At 70.1% G+C, this 18352-nt stretch carries 17 protein-coding genes; 5 read left to right on the forward strand and 12 right to left on the reverse strand.

Going from position 1 to position 18352, the window contains the following annotated elements; genetic code table 11:
- Nucleotides 1-21 precede the first annotated feature (21 nt).
- The 3 genes from serB to FHP08_RS06265 are packed head-to-tail and all read left to right on the forward strand — an operon-like array spanning nt 22 to nt 2474.
- Nucleotides 22-867: a phosphoserine phosphatase SerB gene (serB, locus tag FHP08_RS06255; RefSeq protein WP_147703457.1), complete on the forward strand. Its 846-nt coding sequence runs from the start codon at nt 22-24 to the stop codon at nt 865-867.
- A 4-nt stretch (nt 868-871) separates the two neighbouring features.
- Nucleotides 872-1249: an MAPEG family protein gene (locus FHP08_RS06260; RefSeq protein ID WP_147703458.1), complete on the forward strand. Its 378-nt coding sequence runs from the start codon at nt 872-874 to the stop codon at nt 1247-1249.
- A gap of 25 nt (nt 1250-1274) precedes the next feature.
- Nucleotides 1275-2474, forward strand: coding sequence for a YbfB/YjiJ family MFS transporter (locus FHP08_RS06265; RefSeq protein ID WP_187272186.1), 1200 nt, complete (start codon nt 1275-1277; stop codon nt 2472-2474).
- Nucleotides 2475-2764: 290 nt separating this feature from the next.
- On the opposite strand, the gene FHP08_RS06270 is transcribed toward FHP08_RS06265, so the two are convergent.
- The 8 genes from FHP08_RS06270 to FHP08_RS06310 all read right to left on the reverse strand — a co-directional run bounded on the left by FHP08_RS06270 (nt 2765) and on the right by FHP08_RS06310 (nt 11866).
- Entirely contained in the window at nt 2765-4036 is a 1272-nt protein-coding gene (locus tag FHP08_RS06270) for an O-acetylhomoserine aminocarboxypropyltransferase/cysteine synthase family protein (protein WP_147703460.1), read from the reverse strand.
- Nucleotides 4037-4233: 197 nt separating this feature from the next.
- The gene (locus tag FHP08_RS06275; RefSeq protein WP_222707825.1) at nt 4234-4836 is read right to left on the reverse strand and encodes a lectin-like protein; all 603 of its coding nucleotides are present in this window, start codon (nt 4834-4836) and stop codon (nt 4234-4236) included.
- A 146-nt stretch (nt 4837-4982) separates the two neighbouring features.
- Nucleotides 4983-6377 carry a 30S ribosomal protein S12 methylthiotransferase RimO gene (gene rimO / locus FHP08_RS06280; protein WP_147703462.1) on the reverse strand — a complete coding sequence of 465 codons (1395 nt, stop codon included), beginning with the start codon at nt 6375-6377 and terminating at the stop codon, nt 4983-4985.
- 93 nt (nt 6378-6470) lie between these two features.
- A complete protein-coding gene (phaR, locus tag FHP08_RS06285; RefSeq protein ID WP_147703463.1) occupies nt 6471-7028 on the reverse strand; it encodes a polyhydroxyalkanoate synthesis repressor PhaR in 558 nt (185 codons plus the stop codon).
- Nucleotides 7029-7032: 4 nt separating this feature from the next.
- The gene (gene phbB / locus FHP08_RS06290; RefSeq protein ID WP_147703464.1) at nt 7033-7770 is read right to left on the reverse strand and encodes an acetoacetyl-CoA reductase; all 738 of its coding nucleotides are present in this window, start codon (nt 7768-7770) and stop codon (nt 7033-7035) included.
- A 91-nt stretch (nt 7771-7861) separates the two neighbouring features.
- Complete coding sequence (gene phaC / locus FHP08_RS06295) at nt 7862-9622, reverse strand: class I poly(R)-hydroxyalkanoic acid synthase (RefSeq protein ID WP_147703465.1); 1761 nt, start codon at nt 9620-9622, stop codon at nt 7862-7864.
- Between the two features lie 343 nt (nt 9623-9965).
- Nucleotides 9966-10772: a peptidoglycan editing factor PgeF gene (gene pgeF, locus FHP08_RS06305; RefSeq protein ID WP_147703466.1), complete on the reverse strand. Its 807-nt coding sequence runs from the start codon at nt 10770-10772 to the stop codon at nt 9966-9968.
- Nucleotides 10773-10774: 2 nt separating this feature from the next.
- Nucleotides 10775-11866, reverse strand: a complete 1092-nt coding sequence (locus FHP08_RS06310) for an RluA family pseudouridine synthase (protein ID WP_147703467.1) — start codon at nt 11864-11866, stop codon at nt 10775-10777.
- On the opposite strand from FHP08_RS06310, the gene FHP08_RS06315 reads away from it, so the two are divergent.
- Nucleotides 11865-12671 (forward strand): outer membrane protein assembly factor BamD, encoded by an 807-nt coding sequence (locus FHP08_RS06315; RefSeq protein WP_147703468.1) that lies wholly within the window; start codon nt 11865-11867, stop codon nt 12669-12671. The two genes, FHP08_RS06310 and FHP08_RS06315, sit on opposite strands and share 2 nt — an antisense overlap.
- Before the next feature lie 35 nt (nt 12672-12706).
- On the opposite strand, the gene FHP08_RS06320 is transcribed toward FHP08_RS06315, so the two are convergent.
- Both FHP08_RS06320 and FHP08_RS06325 read right to left on the reverse strand, forming a co-directional pair.
- Nucleotides 12707-14725: an ATP-dependent DNA helicase gene (locus FHP08_RS06320; protein ID WP_147703469.1), complete on the reverse strand. Its 2019-nt coding sequence runs from the start codon at nt 14723-14725 to the stop codon at nt 12707-12709.
- Nucleotides 14726-14786: 61 nt separating this feature from the next.
- Entirely contained in the window at nt 14787-14996 is a 210-nt protein-coding gene (locus tag FHP08_RS06325) for a YdcH family protein (RefSeq protein ID WP_147703470.1), read from the reverse strand.
- A 23-nt stretch (nt 14997-15019) separates the two neighbouring features.
- Between FHP08_RS06325 and FHP08_RS06330 the strand changes: the two genes are divergently transcribed.
- Complete coding sequence (locus FHP08_RS06330; protein WP_147703471.1) at nt 15020-15823, forward strand: PP2C family protein-serine/threonine phosphatase; 804 nt, start codon at nt 15020-15022, stop codon at nt 15821-15823.
- Here the strand turns inward: FHP08_RS06330 and zapE are convergent.
- Together zapE and lpdA are read right to left on the reverse strand one after the other, a co-directional pair.
- Nucleotides 15806-16912 (reverse strand): cell division protein ZapE, encoded by a 1107-nt coding sequence (zapE, locus tag FHP08_RS06335; RefSeq protein WP_147703472.1) that lies wholly within the window; start codon nt 16910-16912, stop codon nt 15806-15808. The genes FHP08_RS06330 and zapE overlap by 18 nt on opposite strands.
- A gap of 2 nt (nt 16913-16914) precedes the next feature.
- On the reverse strand, nt 16915-18351 hold the full coding sequence (lpdA, locus tag FHP08_RS06340) for a dihydrolipoyl dehydrogenase (protein WP_147703473.1): 1437 nt from the start codon (nt 18349-18351) through the stop codon (nt 16915-16917).
- Between the last annotated feature and the right edge of the window lies 1 nt (nt 18352).

Genomic DNA, 18352 nt, shown 5'->3' on the forward strand with positions numbered 1-18352 from the left:
CCGACGACTGACGACCCATCGATGACCGACCTGATCATCCAGCACCCCGAGCTCGCCGACGACGCGGTGGCGGCCTTCGCCGGCGCCCTCGGCCGCGCCCCCGATCGCCGCGAAGCGGCGCTGGCCGCCTGGCGTGGCGCGGTCATGGACCGCGCGGGCGTCGACCGGCTGGCCGAAGCGCAGCAGGTCGACGCCGCGCTGGTGCCGCAGGGCGCCCGCCTGGCCGACTACCGGCTGGCCGCCTTCGACATGGACTCCACGCTGATCACGATCGAGTGCGTGGACGAGATCGCCGACTACGTGGGCCGCAAGGCCGAGGTCGCCGCGATCACCGAGGCGGCGATGCGCGGCGAGATCGCCGACTACGACGAGAGCCTGCGTCAGCGAGTGGCCCTGCTCGAAGGGCTCGAGGAGCGCACGCTGCAGCGCGTGTGGGACGAGCGCGTCGCCCTCACTCCCGGCGTGGAGCGCCTGTTCGCCGGGCTGAAGGCGTCGGGCCTGAAGATCCTGCTGGTGTCGGGCGGCTTCACCTTCTTCACCGACCGGCTCAAGGCGCGGCTGGGCATCGACTTCACCCGCTCGAACGTGCTCGAGGTCGCGAATGGCAGGCTGACCGGCCGGCTGGTCGGCACGATCGTGAATGCCAGCGGCAAGCGGCAGGCCCTGGAGTCGGCCTGCGCCGAGCTGGGCTGCGCACCGGCCCGGGCGATCGCGGTGGGCGACGGCGCCAACGACCTGGAGATGATGGGCGTGGCCGGCGTGTCGGTGGCCTACCGCGCCAAGCCGGTGGTGCGCGCCCGCACCACCTTCGCGATCAACCACAACGGCCTCGACGCCCTGCTGGGCTGGCTGCCCCCGCAGGGATGACCGGATGAGCTTCTCGATCGTCTGCCTGATCATCGCCGCGATCCTGCCGATCGCCTGCGCCGCCATCGCCAAGTGGGGGCTGCGCGACTACGACAACCGCAACCCGCGCGCCTGGCTCGCGGCTCAGAGCGGCCACCGGGCCCGCGCAGTGGCCGCGCAGGCGAACTCCTGGGAGGCCTTCCCGGTGTTCGCCGCCGGATTGCTGGTGGCGATGCAGGCCGGCGCATCGCCACTGGCGGTCGACCTGCTGTCCGGCTTCTTCGTCGCCAGCCGGATCGCCTACATCTGGCTCTACGTGAGCGACCGCGCGACGGCGCGCTCGATCGTCTGGACCTTCGGCTTCCTCGCGTCGCTGACGCTGTACTTCGCGGCACTGTGGTGAGCGGACCGGCATGCCCGGTGCGACGATGAGCCGCAGCGACGGCGATCCGCTTCGCCTGGCGCTGGCCGGTGCCTGCGCGCTGGCGCTTGCGATGGCGATCGGCCGCTTCGCCTACACGCCGATGCTGCCCCCGATGCTCGAAAGCGGGGGGCTCACGCTGGCCGGTGCGGGCATCGTCGCATCGTCCAACTTCGCCGGCTACCTGGCCGGCGCCCTGCTTGCAACCCGGACTTTCTTCGCCGCGGACCGCGTCCTCTGGCTGCGCGCCGGCATCGTGCTGAGCGTCGCGAGCACCGCGGCGATGGCGCTCGAGGCGGGCACCGCCGGCTGGGCCGCGCTGCGCTTCGTCGCCGGCGCGGCGAGCGCCTTCGTGCTGGTCTACACCTCCGGGATGATCTTCGAGGTGGCCGCCCGCCACGCCCGGCCGATGCTGGGCAGTCTCGTGTACTCGGGCGTCGGCGTCGGCATCGCGCTGACCGCGCTGGTGGTCTTCGCCGGGCGCGGTGCCGGGCTCGACGCGCCGTCGCTCTGGCTCGCGATGGGCGCGATCGCCGCCGCGCTGGCGCTGGCCCCGTGGCGAAGCCTGACGCTGGCAGCCCCGGGACGGCACGGCGGCGACGGCAGCGCCGCCGCCCCGCCCCCTGGCGCGGCCACCGCCCTGCGGCGCCTGATCGTCGCCTACGCCTGCCTGGGATTCGGCTACGTGATCACCGCGACCTTCATCGTCGTGATGGTCAGGCGCCTGCCAAACGCGCCGGCCTGGGAGTTCTGGGCCTGGATGACGGTCGGCCTCGCGGGTGCCCCGTCGAACTGGCTCTGGGCCAGGCTGGCCGGGCGCATCGGCCCCTACCGCGCGATCGTCGCCGCCTTCCTGCTCGAGGCGATCGGCGTGGCGCTGGCGGCGCTGGGCAGCGGCCCGATCGCGATCCTGGCCGGCGCGGCGCTGCTGGGCGGCACCTTCCTCGCGATCACCGCGCTGGGCCTGTCGGCCGCCCGCACCCTCGTCGCCGACAAGCCCGACCAGACGATCGCGCGGATGACGGTCGCCTTCAGCCTGGGCCAGATCGCCGGCCCCGCCCTCGGCGGCTGGCTGGCCGAACGCAGCGGCAGCTTCGTGTCCGCCTCGTGGCTCGCCGTGGCCACACTGCTGGTCGGCGCCGCGCTGACCGCGTCGGCCGGGCGAGCCTTGAGCGCGACCGGCTCGGTCAAGGCATCGCCGGGTTGAGTCGCCCGGTCACGCGGCGCTCTCGAGGTCTCCGGCGACGCGGATGCGGGTTCCGCGCCGGCGCTCGACGGCAGCGGTCCGGCCTTGCGGCCGGACTGCCCTCGTTGCTCGGACGCGTGGCCTGCCGCCGAACTCGCTTCGCTCACTCCGTTCGCTGCGCTCGAACAGGCGGCGGCAAGTCAGAGGGACGACGCGCGCTGCGCGCGCGGGCCACGCGTCCTGCGCGACTCGGCGCTGCCAACGCGCGCCGGCGCGGAACCCGCATCCGCGTCGCCGCGCACCAGAGCCGGCTACGCCGCCGCGATCGCCTGGTCGAGATCCGCGATCAGGTCGTCGACGTGCTCGATGCCGATCGACAAGCGCACGAGTTCGGGCGACACGCCCGCCGTGGCCATTTCCGCCGCCGACAGCTGCCGGTGCGTGGTGCTGGCCGGGTGAGTGGCCAGCGTGCGCACGTCGCCGATGTTGACCAGCCGCAGCACGAGCTGCAGCGCGTCGAGGAAGCGCTCGCCGGCTTCGCGGCCGCCCTTCAGGCCGAAGGACAGGATGCCCGAGGCGCCCTTCGGAAGGTAGCGCTTCGCCTTCTCGTGGTCGGGCGAGCCTTCCAGGCCCGGATAGCGGACCCACTCGACCTTCGGATGCGCCGCCAGGTGGCGAGCGATCTTCAAGGCGTTCTCGGAGATCCGCTCCATCCGCAGCGGCAGCGTCTCGAGCCCCTGCAGGATCAGGAAGGCGTTGAAGGGCGACAACGCCGCGCCGGTGTTGCGCAGCGGCACCACCCGCGCGCGCCCGATATAGGCGGCCGGTCCCAGCGCCTCGGTGTAGACCACGCCGTGGTACGAGGGATCGGGCTCGTTGAGCCGGCGAAAGCGCGCCTTGTGTTCGGCCCAGGGGAACTTGCCCGAGTCGACGATGATGCCGCCGATCGAGTTGCCGTGCCCGCCGATGTACTTGGTCAGCGCATGCACGACGATGTCGGCGCCGTGTTCGATCGGCCGCAGCAGGAAGGGCGAAGGCACCGTGTTGTCGGCGATCAGCGGTACGCCATGGGCATGCGCGATCTTCGCGAAGGCCTCGACGTCGGCCACGCTGCCCGAGGGGTTGCCCACGGTCTCGATGAAGATCGCCTTCGTCCGGTCGTCGATGAGCTTTTCGAACGAGGCCGGATCCTCGCCGTCGGCGAAGCGGGTCTCGATGCCGAATTGCGGCAGCGTGTGGGCGAACAGGTTGTAGGTGCCGCCGTACAGCCGCGTGGCCGACACGATGTTGTCGCCGGCCTCGGCGATCGTCTGGATCGCGTAGGTGATCGCGCTCATGCCCGAGGCCAGCGCCAGGCCCGCGATGCCGCCCTCGAGCGCCGCGACGCGCTTCTCGAGCACGTCGGTCGTCGGGTTCATGATGCGGGTGTAGATGTTGCCCGCAACCTTCAGGTCGAACAGGTCGGCCCCGTGCTGCGCCGAATCGAAGGCATACGAGGTGGTCTGGTAGATCGGCACCGCCACCGACTTGGTGGTCGGCTCGGGCGAATAGCCGGCGTGAACGGCAAGGGTTTCGGGCTTCATCGGACTCTCCGTGAGGTGAACCCGCGAGTGTGCCCGCGTGCGGCGCGGGATTCAAAGGAAAGACGGATCGTGCATGAGCTCATGCACGATCCGTGTCTCCCCCTCCCCCTCTCGTCTTTGCAGCGGCTTGCGATGTGTGCCCGCGAAGCCGCCCAAGCCTGCCAGACCGCTTGTGCGGCGAGTCGCGCCGACTGTCGTCAGCCGCGTGTGCGGCGCCTGATGCTCGCGGCGAGCAGCCCGAGGCCGAGGCCCAGCAGCGCCAACCCGCCGGGAGCCGGAACCGAGTTGCCGACTGCCCGTTCGATGAGGTAGCCGTTCGCGTAACCCGAAAAGACCTGCCCGAGGTTGTCCGGCGCGTCGTTCCAGCGCCAGCTCATCCGGATGCTGCCCGCCTGATCGGTTTCCGATCGCGCGTCATAGGCCAGATAGTCCTCGACGCCGCCCGCGTTGTTCGGTTCGCCGCCCCACCAGTTCGAGTACCCGAAAGCCTCCCCGGTGCCCCAGACGAAACTGCCTTCGTTGGCCGCGTCGTTGGCGCCGATCCAGTAGTGGGAACGATCGCCGGTGCTCGGCGGCAGGACCGATGCCACGACGAAATCGTTCTCGGCAAGCGAGGTGATCGTCGCCAGGTACCAGCCGCCGCCCATGGTTTGCGCTGCGGCGTTCGCATCGCTCCAGGTGATGCCCTCGCTGTCCACCCGGTCGTATTCGTGTCCGTTCCAGAGAACGGCTGCATGGCCCACCTGCGCCGCCACACCGAGCGCCAGGCCCGCCACCATTTGCTTCCAGACTCTTTTCATTCGTCTTCTCCGGGAGACTGCTGCCACCCAAAGAGATGCAAAAAAGATGCCTGTTCTGCAAATTATTGATTTTATTGAAGCAACGACACCCGATCGAGAAATGACGTAAAGATTCCCGACGCGCAATTTCTCACTAATCGGAACACTCAGAGCGCCGAGGCGTAGAGATCGTGCTCGTCCGCCTCGTCGATCCGCACCCGCAGCAGGCTGCCGGGCGGGGTCGCCATCGCCCGCTTCTCGTCGGCCAGGTCCACGTAGACCACGCCGTCGATCTCGGGCGCATCGCCCTGCGAGCGGGCCACCGCGCGCCAGGCCTTCGCCTTGCGGTCGTGCTCGATCGCGTCGACCAGCACCTCGGCCTCGCGGCCCACCCAGCGGCGCAGCCGCCGCTCGCTGATCGTCTGCTGCACGTCCATGAAGCGCGCCTGGCGCTCGTGGCGAACCTCGTCGGGCAGCGCGCCGGGCAGTTCGTTGGCGGAGGCGCCCTCGACCGGCGAGTAGGCGAAGCAGCCCACCCGGTCGAGCTCGGCCTCGCGCAGGAAGTCGAGCAGGTGCTCGAACTCCGCCTCGGTCTCGCCGGGGAATCCGGCGATGAAGGTGCTGCGGATCGTCAGGTCCGGGCAGATCGCCCGCCAGGCGCGGATCCGCTCGATGTTCCGCTCGCCCGAGGCCGGCCGCTTCATCAGCTTGAGGATGCGGGGATGCGCGTGCTGGAAAGGCACGTCCAGGTAGGGCAGCACCTTGCCCTCGGCCATCAGCGGCAGGACTTCGTCGACATGCGGGTACGGGTACACGTAGTGCAGCCTGACCCACGCGCCGAGCTGCGCCAGCTCCTTCACCAGCTCGGTCATGCGAGTGCGCACCGGCCGCCCGTTCACGAAACCGGTCCGGTACTTGACGTCCACCCCGTAGGCGCTGGTGTCCTGCGAGATCACCAGCAGTTCCTTGACGCCGCCGCGCACCAGCGCCTCGGCCTCGCGCACCACCTCGCCGATCGGGCGGCTGACCAAGTCGCCGCGCATCGACGGGATGATGCAGAAGCTGCAGCGGTGGTTGCAACCTTCGGAAATCTTCAGGTAGGCGTAGTGCTTCGGCGTGAGCTTCACCCCCGCCTCGGGAACCAGGTCGGTAAAGGGGTCGTGGGGCCGCGGCAGGTGCGCGTGGACATGCGACATCACCTCGTCGGCCGCGTGCGGACCGGTGACCGCCAGCACCCGAGGATGGACTTCCTCGACCAGCTTGCCGCCGGCATGCCCCGGGCGCGCGCCCAGGCAGCCGGTCACGATCACCTTGCCGTTCTCGGCCAGCGCCTCGCCGATCGCGTCGAGCGACTCCTGAACCGCCTCGTCGATGAAGCCGCAGGTGTTGACCACCACCAGGTCGGAGCCGGTGTAGTCGCCGGCGATCTCGTAGCCCTCCGCGCGCAGCTGGGTGATGATCCGCTCGGAATCCACCAGTGCCTTGGGACAGCCGAGCGAGACGAAGCCGACCTTCGGCGCCTTCGGCGGACGGCGGCGGGTCGAACGGGCGGGTTCGGTCATGTGAGCCTCGGGTGGGGCGGTCGCAAAGAAAAACGCCGCCCGATGGGGCGGCGTACGGACGAGAGAGAATTGTATCGCGGCCGGCGCGCGCGCCTATTTCCGCTCCGGCGGCTCGCCCGGCTGGCCGGGGAACGGGAAGTTCTGGAACATGTTGCGGGTCTGGGCGTGCATCTGCTCCTGCATCTGCACGAACAGGTTCTTGCTCTGCTCGATGTAGTTGCCCATCATCGCCTGCACCATCGGCGCTTGCATCGACATGAACTGCGCCCAGAGTTCGGGGTTGGGCATGCCCTTGGGATCGTAGAAGCCCTTGGACTGCTCCTGCATCTTGTTCTGGATCTCGACGAAGGCCTGCATCGTCTTCTCCAGGTAGGTGCCCATCATCCCCTGCATCGCGTGACCGTAGAAACGGATGATCTGCGCGAGCATCGGCGAGGAGAAGAGCGGCGTCCCGCCTGCCTCCTCCTCGAGGATGATCTGCAGCAGGATGCTGCGGGTCAGGTCCTCCGTGCTCTTCGCGTCGACGACCTTGAAGTCCTCGGTCGCCAGCACCAGTTGCTTGACGTCGGCCAGCGTGATGTAGGCGCTGGTCTGCGTGTCGTAGAGCCGGCGATTCGGGTACTTCTTGATCAGTCGCATGGCGTTTGCCATCTCCTTATCCCATGTGCAGGCCGCCGTTGCACGAGAAGTCGGCCCCGGTGGTGAACCCTGCGTCGTCGGAAGCCAGCCAGCCGCAGACCGAGCCGATCTCCTCGGCCTTGCCCAGCCGGCGGACCGGGATGGTCTGGATGATCTTCTCGCGCACGTCCTCGCGCACCGCCATCACCATGTCGGTCGCGATGTAGCCTGGCGACACCGTGTTGACCGTGACGCCCTTGCTGGCGACCTCCTGGGCAAGGGCCATCGTGAAGCCGTGCATGCCGGCCTTGGCGGCCGAGTAGTTCGTCTGTCCGAACTGGCCCTTTTCGCCATTGACCGACGAGATGTTGATGATCCGGCCCCAGCCCTGGTCGAGCATGCCGTCGATCACCTGCTTGGTCACGTTGAAGAGCGAGTTCAGGTTCGTGTCGATGACCGCGCGCCAGTCGTCGAGGGACATCTTGCGGAACACGCCGTCGCGGGTGATGCCGGCGTTGTTGACGAGGATGTCGATCGTGCCCAGCTCGGCCTTGATCTTGTCGAATGCGGCCTTCGTGGAATCCCAGTCGGCGACGTTGCCGACCGAGGTGTGGAAGGTGTAGCCGTCGGCCTTCTGCTCCGCGATCCACTTGGCGTGGTCGCGCGTGGGCCCGCAACCGGCCACGACCGTGTAGCCCAGGTCGTGGAACTTCCGGCAGATCGCAGTGCCGATCCCGCCCATCCCGCCCGTCACGTAGGCGATCTTCTTGCTCATAGGGGTCATCCTCTCGTCGATTCGTCTTCTGGCGCCTGGAGCGCGGCGATCTCGCGCCTCCATGCGGGGTTGCCCCCGGGCCGACGCGCCCTCATTCGGCCCTTTTCTTCACGTAGCTGCCCGGCGCGGCCTCGATCGGCCGGTGTTTCGCATTGCCCGGTGCCGCGGGCGCGGGCCTCGGGCCGCCGCTGAATTGCGCCAGCCACCGGCCCCAGTCGGGCCACCAGCTGCCGCGATGCTCGGTCGCGCCGGCCAGCCAGTCGTCGGCCTGCTCGGGCAGCGCGTCGCTGGTCCAGTGGCTGCGCTTGTTGGGCGCCGGCGGGTTGATCACGCCCGCGATGTGGCCGCTGGCGCCCAGCACGAAGCGGTTCTGCCCGGAAAGCAGTCGCGTGGATTCGTAGGCGCCGTGCCAGGGCACGATGTGGTCCTCGCGCGAGCCGTAGATGTAGGTGGGCAGGCCGATCGCGCCGAGATCCACCGGCACCCCGCAGACCTTCAGGCGGCCCGGGATGCGCAACTCGTTCTGAAGGTAGGTGTGGCGCAGGTACCAGCAGAACATCGGGCCCGGCAGGTTGGTGCTGTCGGCGTTCCAGTAGAGCAGGTCGAAGGGCGGCGGATCCTCGCCCTTCAGGTACTTGCTGACCACGTAGTTCCAGACCAGGTCGTTCGGGCGCAGGAAATTGAAGGTGGTGGCCAGTTCGCGGCCCGGCATGATTCCGCCGTGGCCGATCGTGCGCTCGCGGAAGGCGACGAAGTTCTCGTCGATGAACACGCCGATCGTGCCCGGACGTGAAAAGTCGAGAAAGGTGGTGAGCAGCGTCATCGACTCGATCAGACGCTCGCCGCGGCCGGCCAGCACCGCCGCGGCCGTGCCGAGCAGGGTGCCGCCCACACAGAAGCCCAGCGCGTTGATCCGGTCGGCGTCGGCGATTTCCCGCGTGCGCCGGATCGCCTCGACGACGCCCTGCTCGATGTAGTCGTCCCAGCCCAGCTCGCCCTGCGCGGCGTCGACGTTGCGCCAGGAGAGCATGAACACGGTGTGACCCTGCGACACCGCCCAGGCCACCAGCGAATTGGACGGCTGGAGATCGAGGATGTAGTACTTGTTGATGCAGGGCGGCACCATCAGCAGCGGCCGCCTGCCGACCTGCGCGGTGCTGGGCGCGTACTGGATCAGCTCGAAGAGTTCGTTGCGGAACACCACGCTGCCCGGCGTGGTCGCCATGTTCTTGCCGACCTCGAAGACGGTTTCGTCGGTGTGCGAGATCCGGCCCTTCTGCAGGTCCTCGAGCATGTGCCGCACGCCGTGCATCAGGCTCTCGCCGCGGCTCTCGAGAAGCTTGCGCTGGGCCTCGGGATTGGTGGCCAGGTAGTTGGCCGGCGACATGGCGTCGACCCACTGCTGCGTGGCGAAGCGGATGCGCTCCTGGGTCTTCGGATCGGCGTCGACCGACTCCGCCAGCTTGCGCATGAACTCGGCGTTGAGCAGGTACAGGTTCGCCGCCCAGCCGAAGGGCCCGGCCTGCCAGGCCTCGCCGGAGAAGCGCCGGTCTGCCGGCGCGCCGGCCTGTTCGCCGGACATCATCTCGCGAAGGCGAGTCAGGTACTCGGCCTGAAGCTCCGCCAGGCGATCGGGATGGACATGGGGGGCAGCGTGGACGCCCGTCGCGGCCGCAGGGCCGGTCGCCGTCTTCTTGCCCTTTGCAGCGGCGGCGCCGGACTTCGAGGCGCCGCGCTTGCTGCCGGCTCCGGGCCGCTTGCCCGTGCCGGCAGCGGCTTTCGCGGATGCGCTGCGCTTGCGCGCAATCGGCTCAGTCGCGGCTCGGTCTTCGCCCCGCGGCTTGCTCGGCATCGAGGTCCCCTCTTCCGTGTCAACAGGTATCTTTGGCCATTCTGCACTGCGCAAGGCATTTGTCAACGCGAGTACCGGCAGCGCGCGCGGGCTCGCCAGACGTCATCGTCGGGACACTCGGATGTACATCGTCGCGATCGCGTGGATCTACGTCACGCTGCTGATGGCCCTGACCGAGACCTCGTTCGTCGCGGGCGCGGCCACGTTCTTCTTCTATGGCCTCTTCCCGCTGGCGATCCTGCTATGGCTGCTCGGCACGCCGGAGCGCAGGCGCCGGCAACGCCGTGCGGCTGCTGAGGCCGAGGCCTCCGCCGCCACCAAGCCCCCCACCGGCGATCAGGCTTCAGGCCGCGATCCAGATCAGCGAAGCCATCCGTCCGCTGTCGGCACGCCGCCGGTAGGACCAGAATCGTCCGCGGTCGGTGAAGGTGCAGAAGCCGCCGCCGTCGATCCGGGCGACGCCTGCCGCCCTGAGTCTGCGCCGGGCCAGCAGGTATAGATCGGCCTGCCACTTGCCGGGCCGAACGCCCGGCGCGAACGCCTCCCCGGCCCCACGGTCCCGCGAAACGAAGGCCTCGCGCACCTCGTCGCCAACCTCGAACGCCGACTGCCCGATCGCCGGCCCCATCCAGGCCTGCAGCGCGGCGCCGGACGGCAGCAGGGCGCGCATCGCTTCCACCGTTCGCTCGAGCACCCCGGCGGACAGGCCGCGCCAGCCGGCGTGGGCAACGCCGACTGCCCTGCCCCGGTCGTCGGCGAACATCACCGGCAGGCAATCGGCGGTGAGGACCGACAGGACCAGGCCCGGCCGATCGGTGACCACCGCGTCGGCGACCGGCTCATCCTCGAGCGGCCCGCGAGCGACGTGGATGGCGACACCGTGGACCTGCCGCAACCACACCGGCTCCGACGGCAAGGCGGCGGCGAGTCGCCGGCGGTTCTCGCGAACCGCCACCGGATCGTCGCCGCAACGCGCGCCCAGGTTGAGCCCCCCGGACCGGTCGCCGTCCATGCCCCAGGGCCCGTGGCTCACGCCGCCGGCGCGTCCGGTCACGAAGCCGAGCACCCCGGGCGGCGCGGGCCAGTCGGGCACCAGGGCCGCCAGGTCATGCCAGGCGGCGGTCGGCTCGGATTCTCGGGCTCGGTTCATCGTCACGTGTCGTCCGAAGTGTCGTCGGGGCCGGCCTCGCCGGCGCGTGCGGCCGGCGGAAGGGCCGAGGCCGGGATGCCCGAACGGGCGAGCAACTCGGCCAGATCGGCCGGCAGCGGCGACGCCCAGGCTCGGCGCCGGCGCTCGACCGGATGCTCGAGCGACAGCCGCCATGCGTGCAATGCCTGTCGGGCGAATCCCCCCAGCGCCGGCCCCCCGTACAGCGTGTCGCCCACCAAGGGAAAGGCCGCATGCGCCAGATGCACCCGGATCTGGTGCGTCCTGCCGGTCTCCAGCCGGCACTCGAGCAGCGCCACCGGGCGACCGTCGAGGTTGCCGCGGGCCAGCGTCCTGAAGTGGGTCCGGGCCGGCCGGCCGCGCACGGGCGGCACCACGGCCATCCGCACCCGCGCGCGCGCGTCGCGCCCGATGGGCGCATCGACGGTGCCCGACGCCGGCGGCGCCCCGAGAACCACCGCGAGGTAACGCCGGCCCATGCTCCGGTCGGCGAGCTGGGAAGCCAGCGCGGCCATCGCCGCCTCGGTGCGGGCCACCACCAGCAGGCCGCTGGTGTCCTTGTCGAGCCGATGCACGATCCCTGCCCTGGGCAAGGCGGCGAGGGCCGGATCGAGGTGAAGCAGGCCATTGAGCATCGTGCCGCGCCAGTTGCCCGCCGCCGGATGAACGACCAGGCCGGCCAGCTTGTCGACGACCAGCAGCGTCGCGTCGCGCCATGCGATCGCCAGCGGCACCGGCTCCGCGACGAAGGCGGTATCGGCCTCGCGCGGCTGCGGCTCGACGACGAGGGTCTCGAAGCCCCCCAGCCGTGCGCTGGCCGGCAGGACCCGCCCGTCGCAGCGCACCGCGCCCAGCGCGATCCAGCGCTGGATACGGGTGCGCGACAGCCCGGCCTGCTCGGCAGGCAACCGCGCCGGGAGCGCCGCGGCGAGGAAGCGGTCGAGGCGCTCGCCGCGGCCGCCCGAGGCCTCGAGCACGACCTGCCCGAGTTCCGTCGCGACAGGGTCCGCCTCGGCCTCGAAATCGTCGGCCGCCGGGCAGGGCAAGTCCCCCGCCTTGGCTATAATCGTCGTCATGAAATCGAACGCCTTCCGGCTTGGCGCGGCGCTCGCCGCGATCGTCGTGGCGCTGGCCGCGTGCAGTGTCAGCGATCCGCCCGACCCGACGATCGGCTGGTCGCCCGACCGATTATATGCAGAGGCCAAGGACGAAATGTCCGCGGCGAACTACCCGAAGGCGGTCGAGCTCCTGGGCAAGCTCGAATCCCGCTATCCCTTCGGCCGCTGGGCCCAGCAGGCGCAGATCGAGATCGCCTGGGCGCACTACAAGGACGGCGAGCGCGCGCTGGCGCTCAGCGCGATCGACCGTTTCCTGCGCCTGCATCCCGAACATCCGGCGCTCGACTATGCCCTCTACCTGAAGGGCCTGATCAACTTCAACGAGCAACAGGGCCTGATCGCCTGGCTGGGCAGGCAGGACCTCGCCGAGCGCGATCTGCAGGCTGCGCGCGAGTCCTTCGACACCTTCAAGCAGCTGGTCACCCGCTTCCCCGAGAGCAAGTACGCGCCCGACGCCGAGGCGCGGATGACCTACCTGGTCGCATCGATGGCGCGCGGCGAGATGCTGATCGCGCGCTACTACTTCCAGCGCGGCGCCTATGTCGCGGCGGCCAACCGCGCCCAGGAGGTCGTCCGCAAGTACGACCGCGCGCCGGCGGTCGAAGACGCGCTCGCGATCCTGGTCCACTCCTACGACAAGCTCGGCATGACCGAGCTTCGCGACGACGCGCAGCGCGTCCTCGACCGCAACTTCCCGAACAGCGAGGCGATGGCCCGCGTGACCGCCAACGACGACCGTCGCTGGTGGCAGGTCTGGCGCTGAGCCCGGCGCTCCCGCCCTTCCAGGGCCTGTTCACACTAGGCTTCGTCCCTCAGCCACGCGAGCGCCTCGCCGGCATCCCGCAGGATCGTGAACGGCGGCATGCTGCGCACCAGGCTGCGTCCGTAGCCGCGCGTCACCAGCCGGTCGTCGCAGACCACCAGCAGCCCGCGATCGGTCTCCGAGCGGATCAGGCGGCCCGCGCCCTGCTTGAGCGCCATGGCGGCCGCGGGCAGCTGGATTTCCCTGAACGGATCGCCGCCTCGCCGGCGCAAGGCGTCGATGCGCGCGCGCAGCACCGGGTCGTCGGGCGGCGCGAAGGGCAGCTTGTCGATGATGACCAGCGACAGCTGCCGGCCGGCCACGTCCACCCCTTCCCAGAAGCTCGCGCTGCCCACAAGCACCGGGCGATCGGCGACGCGGAATCGTTCCAGCAGCGCGGCGCGCGGCGCACTGCCCTGCACCAGCAGCTCGATCGGCGCCTCCTGGCGGCCCGCGCGCTCGCGCAGCAGCGCCGACACGCGATCCACCATCCGCAGGCTGGTGCACAGCACGAAGGCCCGGCCGCCGTTGGCCTCGATCAGCGGCCAGCAGGTCTCGACCAGGCGATCGGCGAACTCCGGGCTGCCAGGATCGCCGCAGTCCCTGGGCACCAGCAGCCGCGCGTTCCTCTCGTAGTCGAAGGGGCTGCCCAGCTGCAGCGTGCGGGCGTCGGGCATCCCGATCGCCTCGGTGAAGTGGGCGAAGTCGCCGGCCACCGACAGCGTGGCCGACACGAAAATCCAGCTGCGCAGCGTCTGCTCCCGATGGCGTCTCATGGCCGGCGCCACCGACAGCGGCGTCGCGTGCAGCGTGACCCCGCTCTGGTGAACCTCGCTCCACAACACCGCCTCGTCGAGCTCGTCGGCGGGCCCGTCCGTCTCGCCCTTCTCGTGCGGTTCGGCACCCGGCCGGATCGCCGTCCCGTCAAGCATCGCCAGCCATTGCGCGAGCCGCCGGTGCAGCTCGGCGCCCCGCAGGGCGAGCCGGGCCAGGTCCCGGCTGCGCTGGGCCGCGCCCATCAGCAGCGCATCGATCCGGTCGAGCAAGGCGAGCAGCGCGTCCAGGGCCTGCCGCTGCTCGCGGTCGCCGCGCAGCTGCGGCGCGTCGCGCCGGCCGGGCCGTCCTGCGGCGAGCCGCCAGACGCGCAGCGCCTGCTCGATCTCGCCCGAGGCCGGCGTCCAGTCGGCGGTGTCGCGCGCGTCGGCCAGGCCGATCCGCAGTAGGTCGCGGGCGAAGTCGCCGAGCTGGCGCGTCGACAGGCTTCGGCCGAAGAACTGCACCGCGGTCTCGGGCAGCTGGTGGGCCTCGTCGAAGATCACCGCGGCCGCGCTCGGCAACAGCTCCGAGACGCCCTCGTCCCGGAGCGCCAGATCGGCGCAGAAGAGGTGGTGGTTGACGACCACCACGTCGGCCTGCTGCGCCGCCTGACGGGCCTTGAACACGAAACAGCGGTCGAAGTCCGGGCAGTCCTGGCCCAGGCAGTTCTCGCGGGTCGACACCGCCCGCGCCCAGACCGGCGAGTCCTCGGCAATGCCCGGCGCATCGGCGCGATCGCCGGTGCTGCTTATCGCCGCGAAGCGCTCGATCCGGCGCAGCACGGCTGCGTCCTCGCGGCGCTCGAAGCGGCCGTCCTCGAGGTTGCGACGCAGGTGGTGATGGCAGACGTAGTTGGACCGGCCCTTGAGCAGGGCGATCCGCAGGCCCAGCCCCAGCGCGTCGCGCACCGCCGGCAGGTCCCGCCGGAACAGCTGGTCCTGCAGGGTCCGCGTGCCGGTGCTGATCAGCACTCGCCCGCCCGACACCAGGGCGGGCACCAGGTAGGCGAAGGTCTTCCCGGTGCCGGTCCCCGCTTCGGCGACCAGCGCCTCGCCCTGCTCGATGGCTTCGGCCACCGCGACGGCCATCCGGCGCTGCCCTTCGCGCGCGACGAAGCCGGGGTGTGCGCGGGCGAGCTGGCCGTCGGGCTCGAATGCCGAGGCGACACGGCCGGCGAAATCGTGATCTGGAACGGACAAGGCAGGGGGCGGTGGCGGCGATCCGGCAGGGCGGGCCGTTGAAAAGGACCGAAACGGGCGTTCAGGCCGGGACGTCGGGCACCAGCTGCATCTGCAGCAGCATGATCGTGTCCTTGATCTGCAACTTGCGCTTCTTCAGCCTGCGCAGCTGCAGCTCGTCGAAACGGGGCTCGCGACCGAGTGCGTCGATCATGGCGTCGAGGCCACGATGCTCGAGCTGCAACTCGGCGATGCGGCGCTGGATCGATTCGGGGCTTCGGTCGTCGGACATGGTATCGAATATCATTCTGCACCATGCGCGTGACCGAATCCAGCCTGACCGGCCTGCAGATCGCCGCCTGTACCGGCCAGCACCGCGGCGACAGGAGCGAGCAACAGGACCGGGTCGCCATCCTCCAGGGTCGCCAGGCCCAGCGCTGCGCCCTCGGCGTGCTGGCCGACGGCCTGGGCGGCCGCAGCGGCGGCGCTCTGGCCGCCGAGAACGTGATCCTCACCGCGCAGAACTGCTTCGACCGGTTCGCGCCCAGCGTCGAGTCGCCGGCGCACTTCTTCGGCAACCTGGTCGATGAAGTCCACGCCGTCCTCAAGCTCACCGCGCTCGCCACTGACAAGGAGCCCCACAGCACCTTCGCGTCGGTCCTGGTGCAGCCCGACCGGGTCGACTGGTGCCATGTCGGCGACAGCCGGATCTATCACTTCCGCGGCACCGAGCTGCAGCACTGCACCAGCGACCACACCTACGCCTGGCAGCTGGTCACCGAAGGGCGGGCCACGGCGGAACGCGCGCTGCTCCACCCGCAGGCCCAGATGCTGGTCAACTCGATCGGTGGACAGCGCAAGCCCTGGGCCGAGATCGGCGGCATCGCCGATCCTCGCCCCGACGACAGCTTCTTGCTGTGCTCCGACGGCCTGTGGGCCTACTTCGATCCCGAGGAACTCGCGCAGATCATCGTGTCGCGCGCCTGCCGCGAGGCGGCGGCGCTGCTGATCGACCTGGCGCGGGAGCGGGCCCGCGGCCGAGGCGACAACTGCTCGCTGGTGCTGATGAAGCTCGCCGCGGGCGCGGCAGGCCCGTCTGCTTCACCCCGCCTCGCCTAGCGCGGAGGCCTCCTCGCGGCGCGGCGCCTCGAGGTACTCGCGCGACTGCATCTCGACCAGCCGGCTCACGGTTCGGTGGAACTCGTTGGCCATCGGCCCCTCGGTGTAGAGCTGCTCCGGCGGGCAGGCGGCGGACACGATCAGCTTGATCCGCCGGTCGTAGAGCACGTCGACCAGCCACACGAAGCGGCGCGCTTCCGAGGCCATGTTGGCGCCCATCTTCGGAACGCCCGACAGCACCAACGTGTGGAAGAGGCTCGCGATCTCGAGGTAGTCGTTCTGCGAGCGCGGACCGCCGCACAGCGTGCCGAAGTCGAACCAGACCGCGCCGCCCGCGCGCCGCAGCGCGCGCAGCTCGCGGTTCTCGATCAGCATCTGGGGATTCTCGTCGTGCGCCTCGGCCACCGCCACGAAGGCCTGCTCGAGCGCCGCGCGCGCCGCGTCGTCGTCCGGGCAGTGGTAGGCCTTGACCTGGGCCATCGTGCGGCGCCGGTAGTCGATGCCGGCATCGACGTTCATCACGTCGACGTGCTGGCGGATCAGCGCGATCGCCGGCAGGATCCGGTCGCGGTGCAGGCCGTCCGGATACAGCGCGTCCGGGTGGTAGTTCGAGGTCATCACGAAGGTGACCCCGTGCGCGAACAGGCCGCGCATCAGCCGTTCGAGGATCATCGCGTCGGCGATGTCCGACACGTGGAACTCGTCGAAGCAGATCAGCCGGTAGCGCCGCGCCACCCGCTCGGCCACCGCGTCGAGCGGGTCGGCCGTGCCCTTGAGCTCCTCGAGCTCACGGTGCACCCCTCGCATGAACTCGTGGAAATGCAGCCGCGTCTTGCGCACGACCGGGACCGCCTCGTAAAAGCAGTCCATCAGGAAGCTCTTGCCGCGGCCCACGCCGCCGTACATCCAGACGCCGCGCGGCACCTGGGGCCGGTTGATGAGCCGCTTGAGCCGGGTGGCGCGCTTGGCCTTGAACACGACCAGCTCGTCGTGCATCCGCTGCAGGCGCTCGATCGCCGCGAGCTGGGCGGCGTCGGGCTGGTAGCCGCGCCGCGCCAGCTCGGCGCGCCAGGTCTCGACGACGTTCATCGTCACATGTTCAGCGCGCGCTTGTCGGAAGCCGCCAGGGCCGCCTCGCGCATCACCTCGGCCAGCGACGGATGGGCGTGGCAGATCCGGCCGATGTCCTCGGCCGAAGCCTTGAATTCCATGGCCATCGTGGCCTCGGCGATCAGGTCCGAGGCCGACGACGCCACGATGTGCACGCCCAGGACCTCGTCGGTGGCGGCGTCGGCGATCACCTTCACGAAGCCCTCGGGCGCGCCGATCCCCAGCGCGCGACCGTTGGCCGCGAACGGGAACTGGCCGGTCTTGATCTCGCGGCCCTCTTCCTCGAGCTGCTGCTCGGTCTTGCCGACCCAGGCGATCTCGGGCGAGGTGTAGATGACCCAGGGGATCGTGTTGTAATCGATGTGGGGCTTCTGGCCGGCGATGAGCTCGGCGACCATCACGCCCTCGTCCTCGCCCTTGTGCGCGAGCATCGGGCCACGCACCACGTCACCGATTGCGTAGACATTGGGCAGCGTGGTGCGGCACTGGCCATCGACCGGAACGAAGCCGCGCTCGTCGACCGACAGCCCGATCGCCTCGAGATTGAGCCCCTCGGTGTGCGGCACCCGGCCCACCGACACGATCAGCCGGTCGCATTCGAGCAGCTGCGCCTCGCCCTTGCTGTCGGTCCAGGTGACCCTGACCCCTTTCTTTCCCACCTCGACCGCGCCGATGTTCACGCCGAGGTTGATCTTCAACCCCTGCTTGGCGAACAGCTTGGCGGCCTCCTTCTGCACCGCGACGTCGGTGGCGGCGAGCAAGCCCGGCAGCGCCTCGAGGATGGTCACGTCCGCGCCCAGCCGGCGCCAGACCGAGCCCAGCTCGAGTCCGATCACGCCGGCGCCGATCACACCCAGGCGCCTGGGCACCTCGGTGAGCGCCAGCGCGCCTTCGTTGTCGCAGACGATCTTGTTGTCGACCGGGATGCCGGGCAGGTGACGCGGCCTGGAGCCGGTGGCGATGATCACGTTGGCCGCCTCGACCAGCTGGACCTCCTCGCCTTCGTCGGTGATCTCGAGCCGGATCGACTCGCCCTCGTTGGACACGAAGCGGGCATGGCCCTTGAGCCAGGCGATCTTGTTCTTGCGGAACAGGAACTCGATGCCCTTGGTCATCTTGGAGACGATCGCATCCTTGCGCGCGATCATCCGCGGCACGTCGATCTTCACGCCGCTGGCCGAGATGCCGTGTTCGGCCAGGTGACCGCTCGCCTTCTCGAACTCCTCGCTGGAGGCCAGCAAGGCCTTGGAGGGGATGCAGCCGACGTTCAGGCAGGTGCCGCCCAGCGCGTAGTCGCCGTTCGGATTGCGCCACTTCTCGACGCAGGCCACCCGGAAGCCGAGCTGGGCCGCGCGGACCGCGGCGATGTAGCCGCTGGAGCCCGCGCCGATCACGACGACGTCGAAGTTGAGGGACATG

The sequence above is a fragment of the Zeimonas arvi genome, from assembly GCF_008039575.1.
Classification (GTDB): Bacteria; Pseudomonadota; Gammaproteobacteria; order Burkholderiales; family Burkholderiaceae_E; genus Zeimonas; species Zeimonas arvi.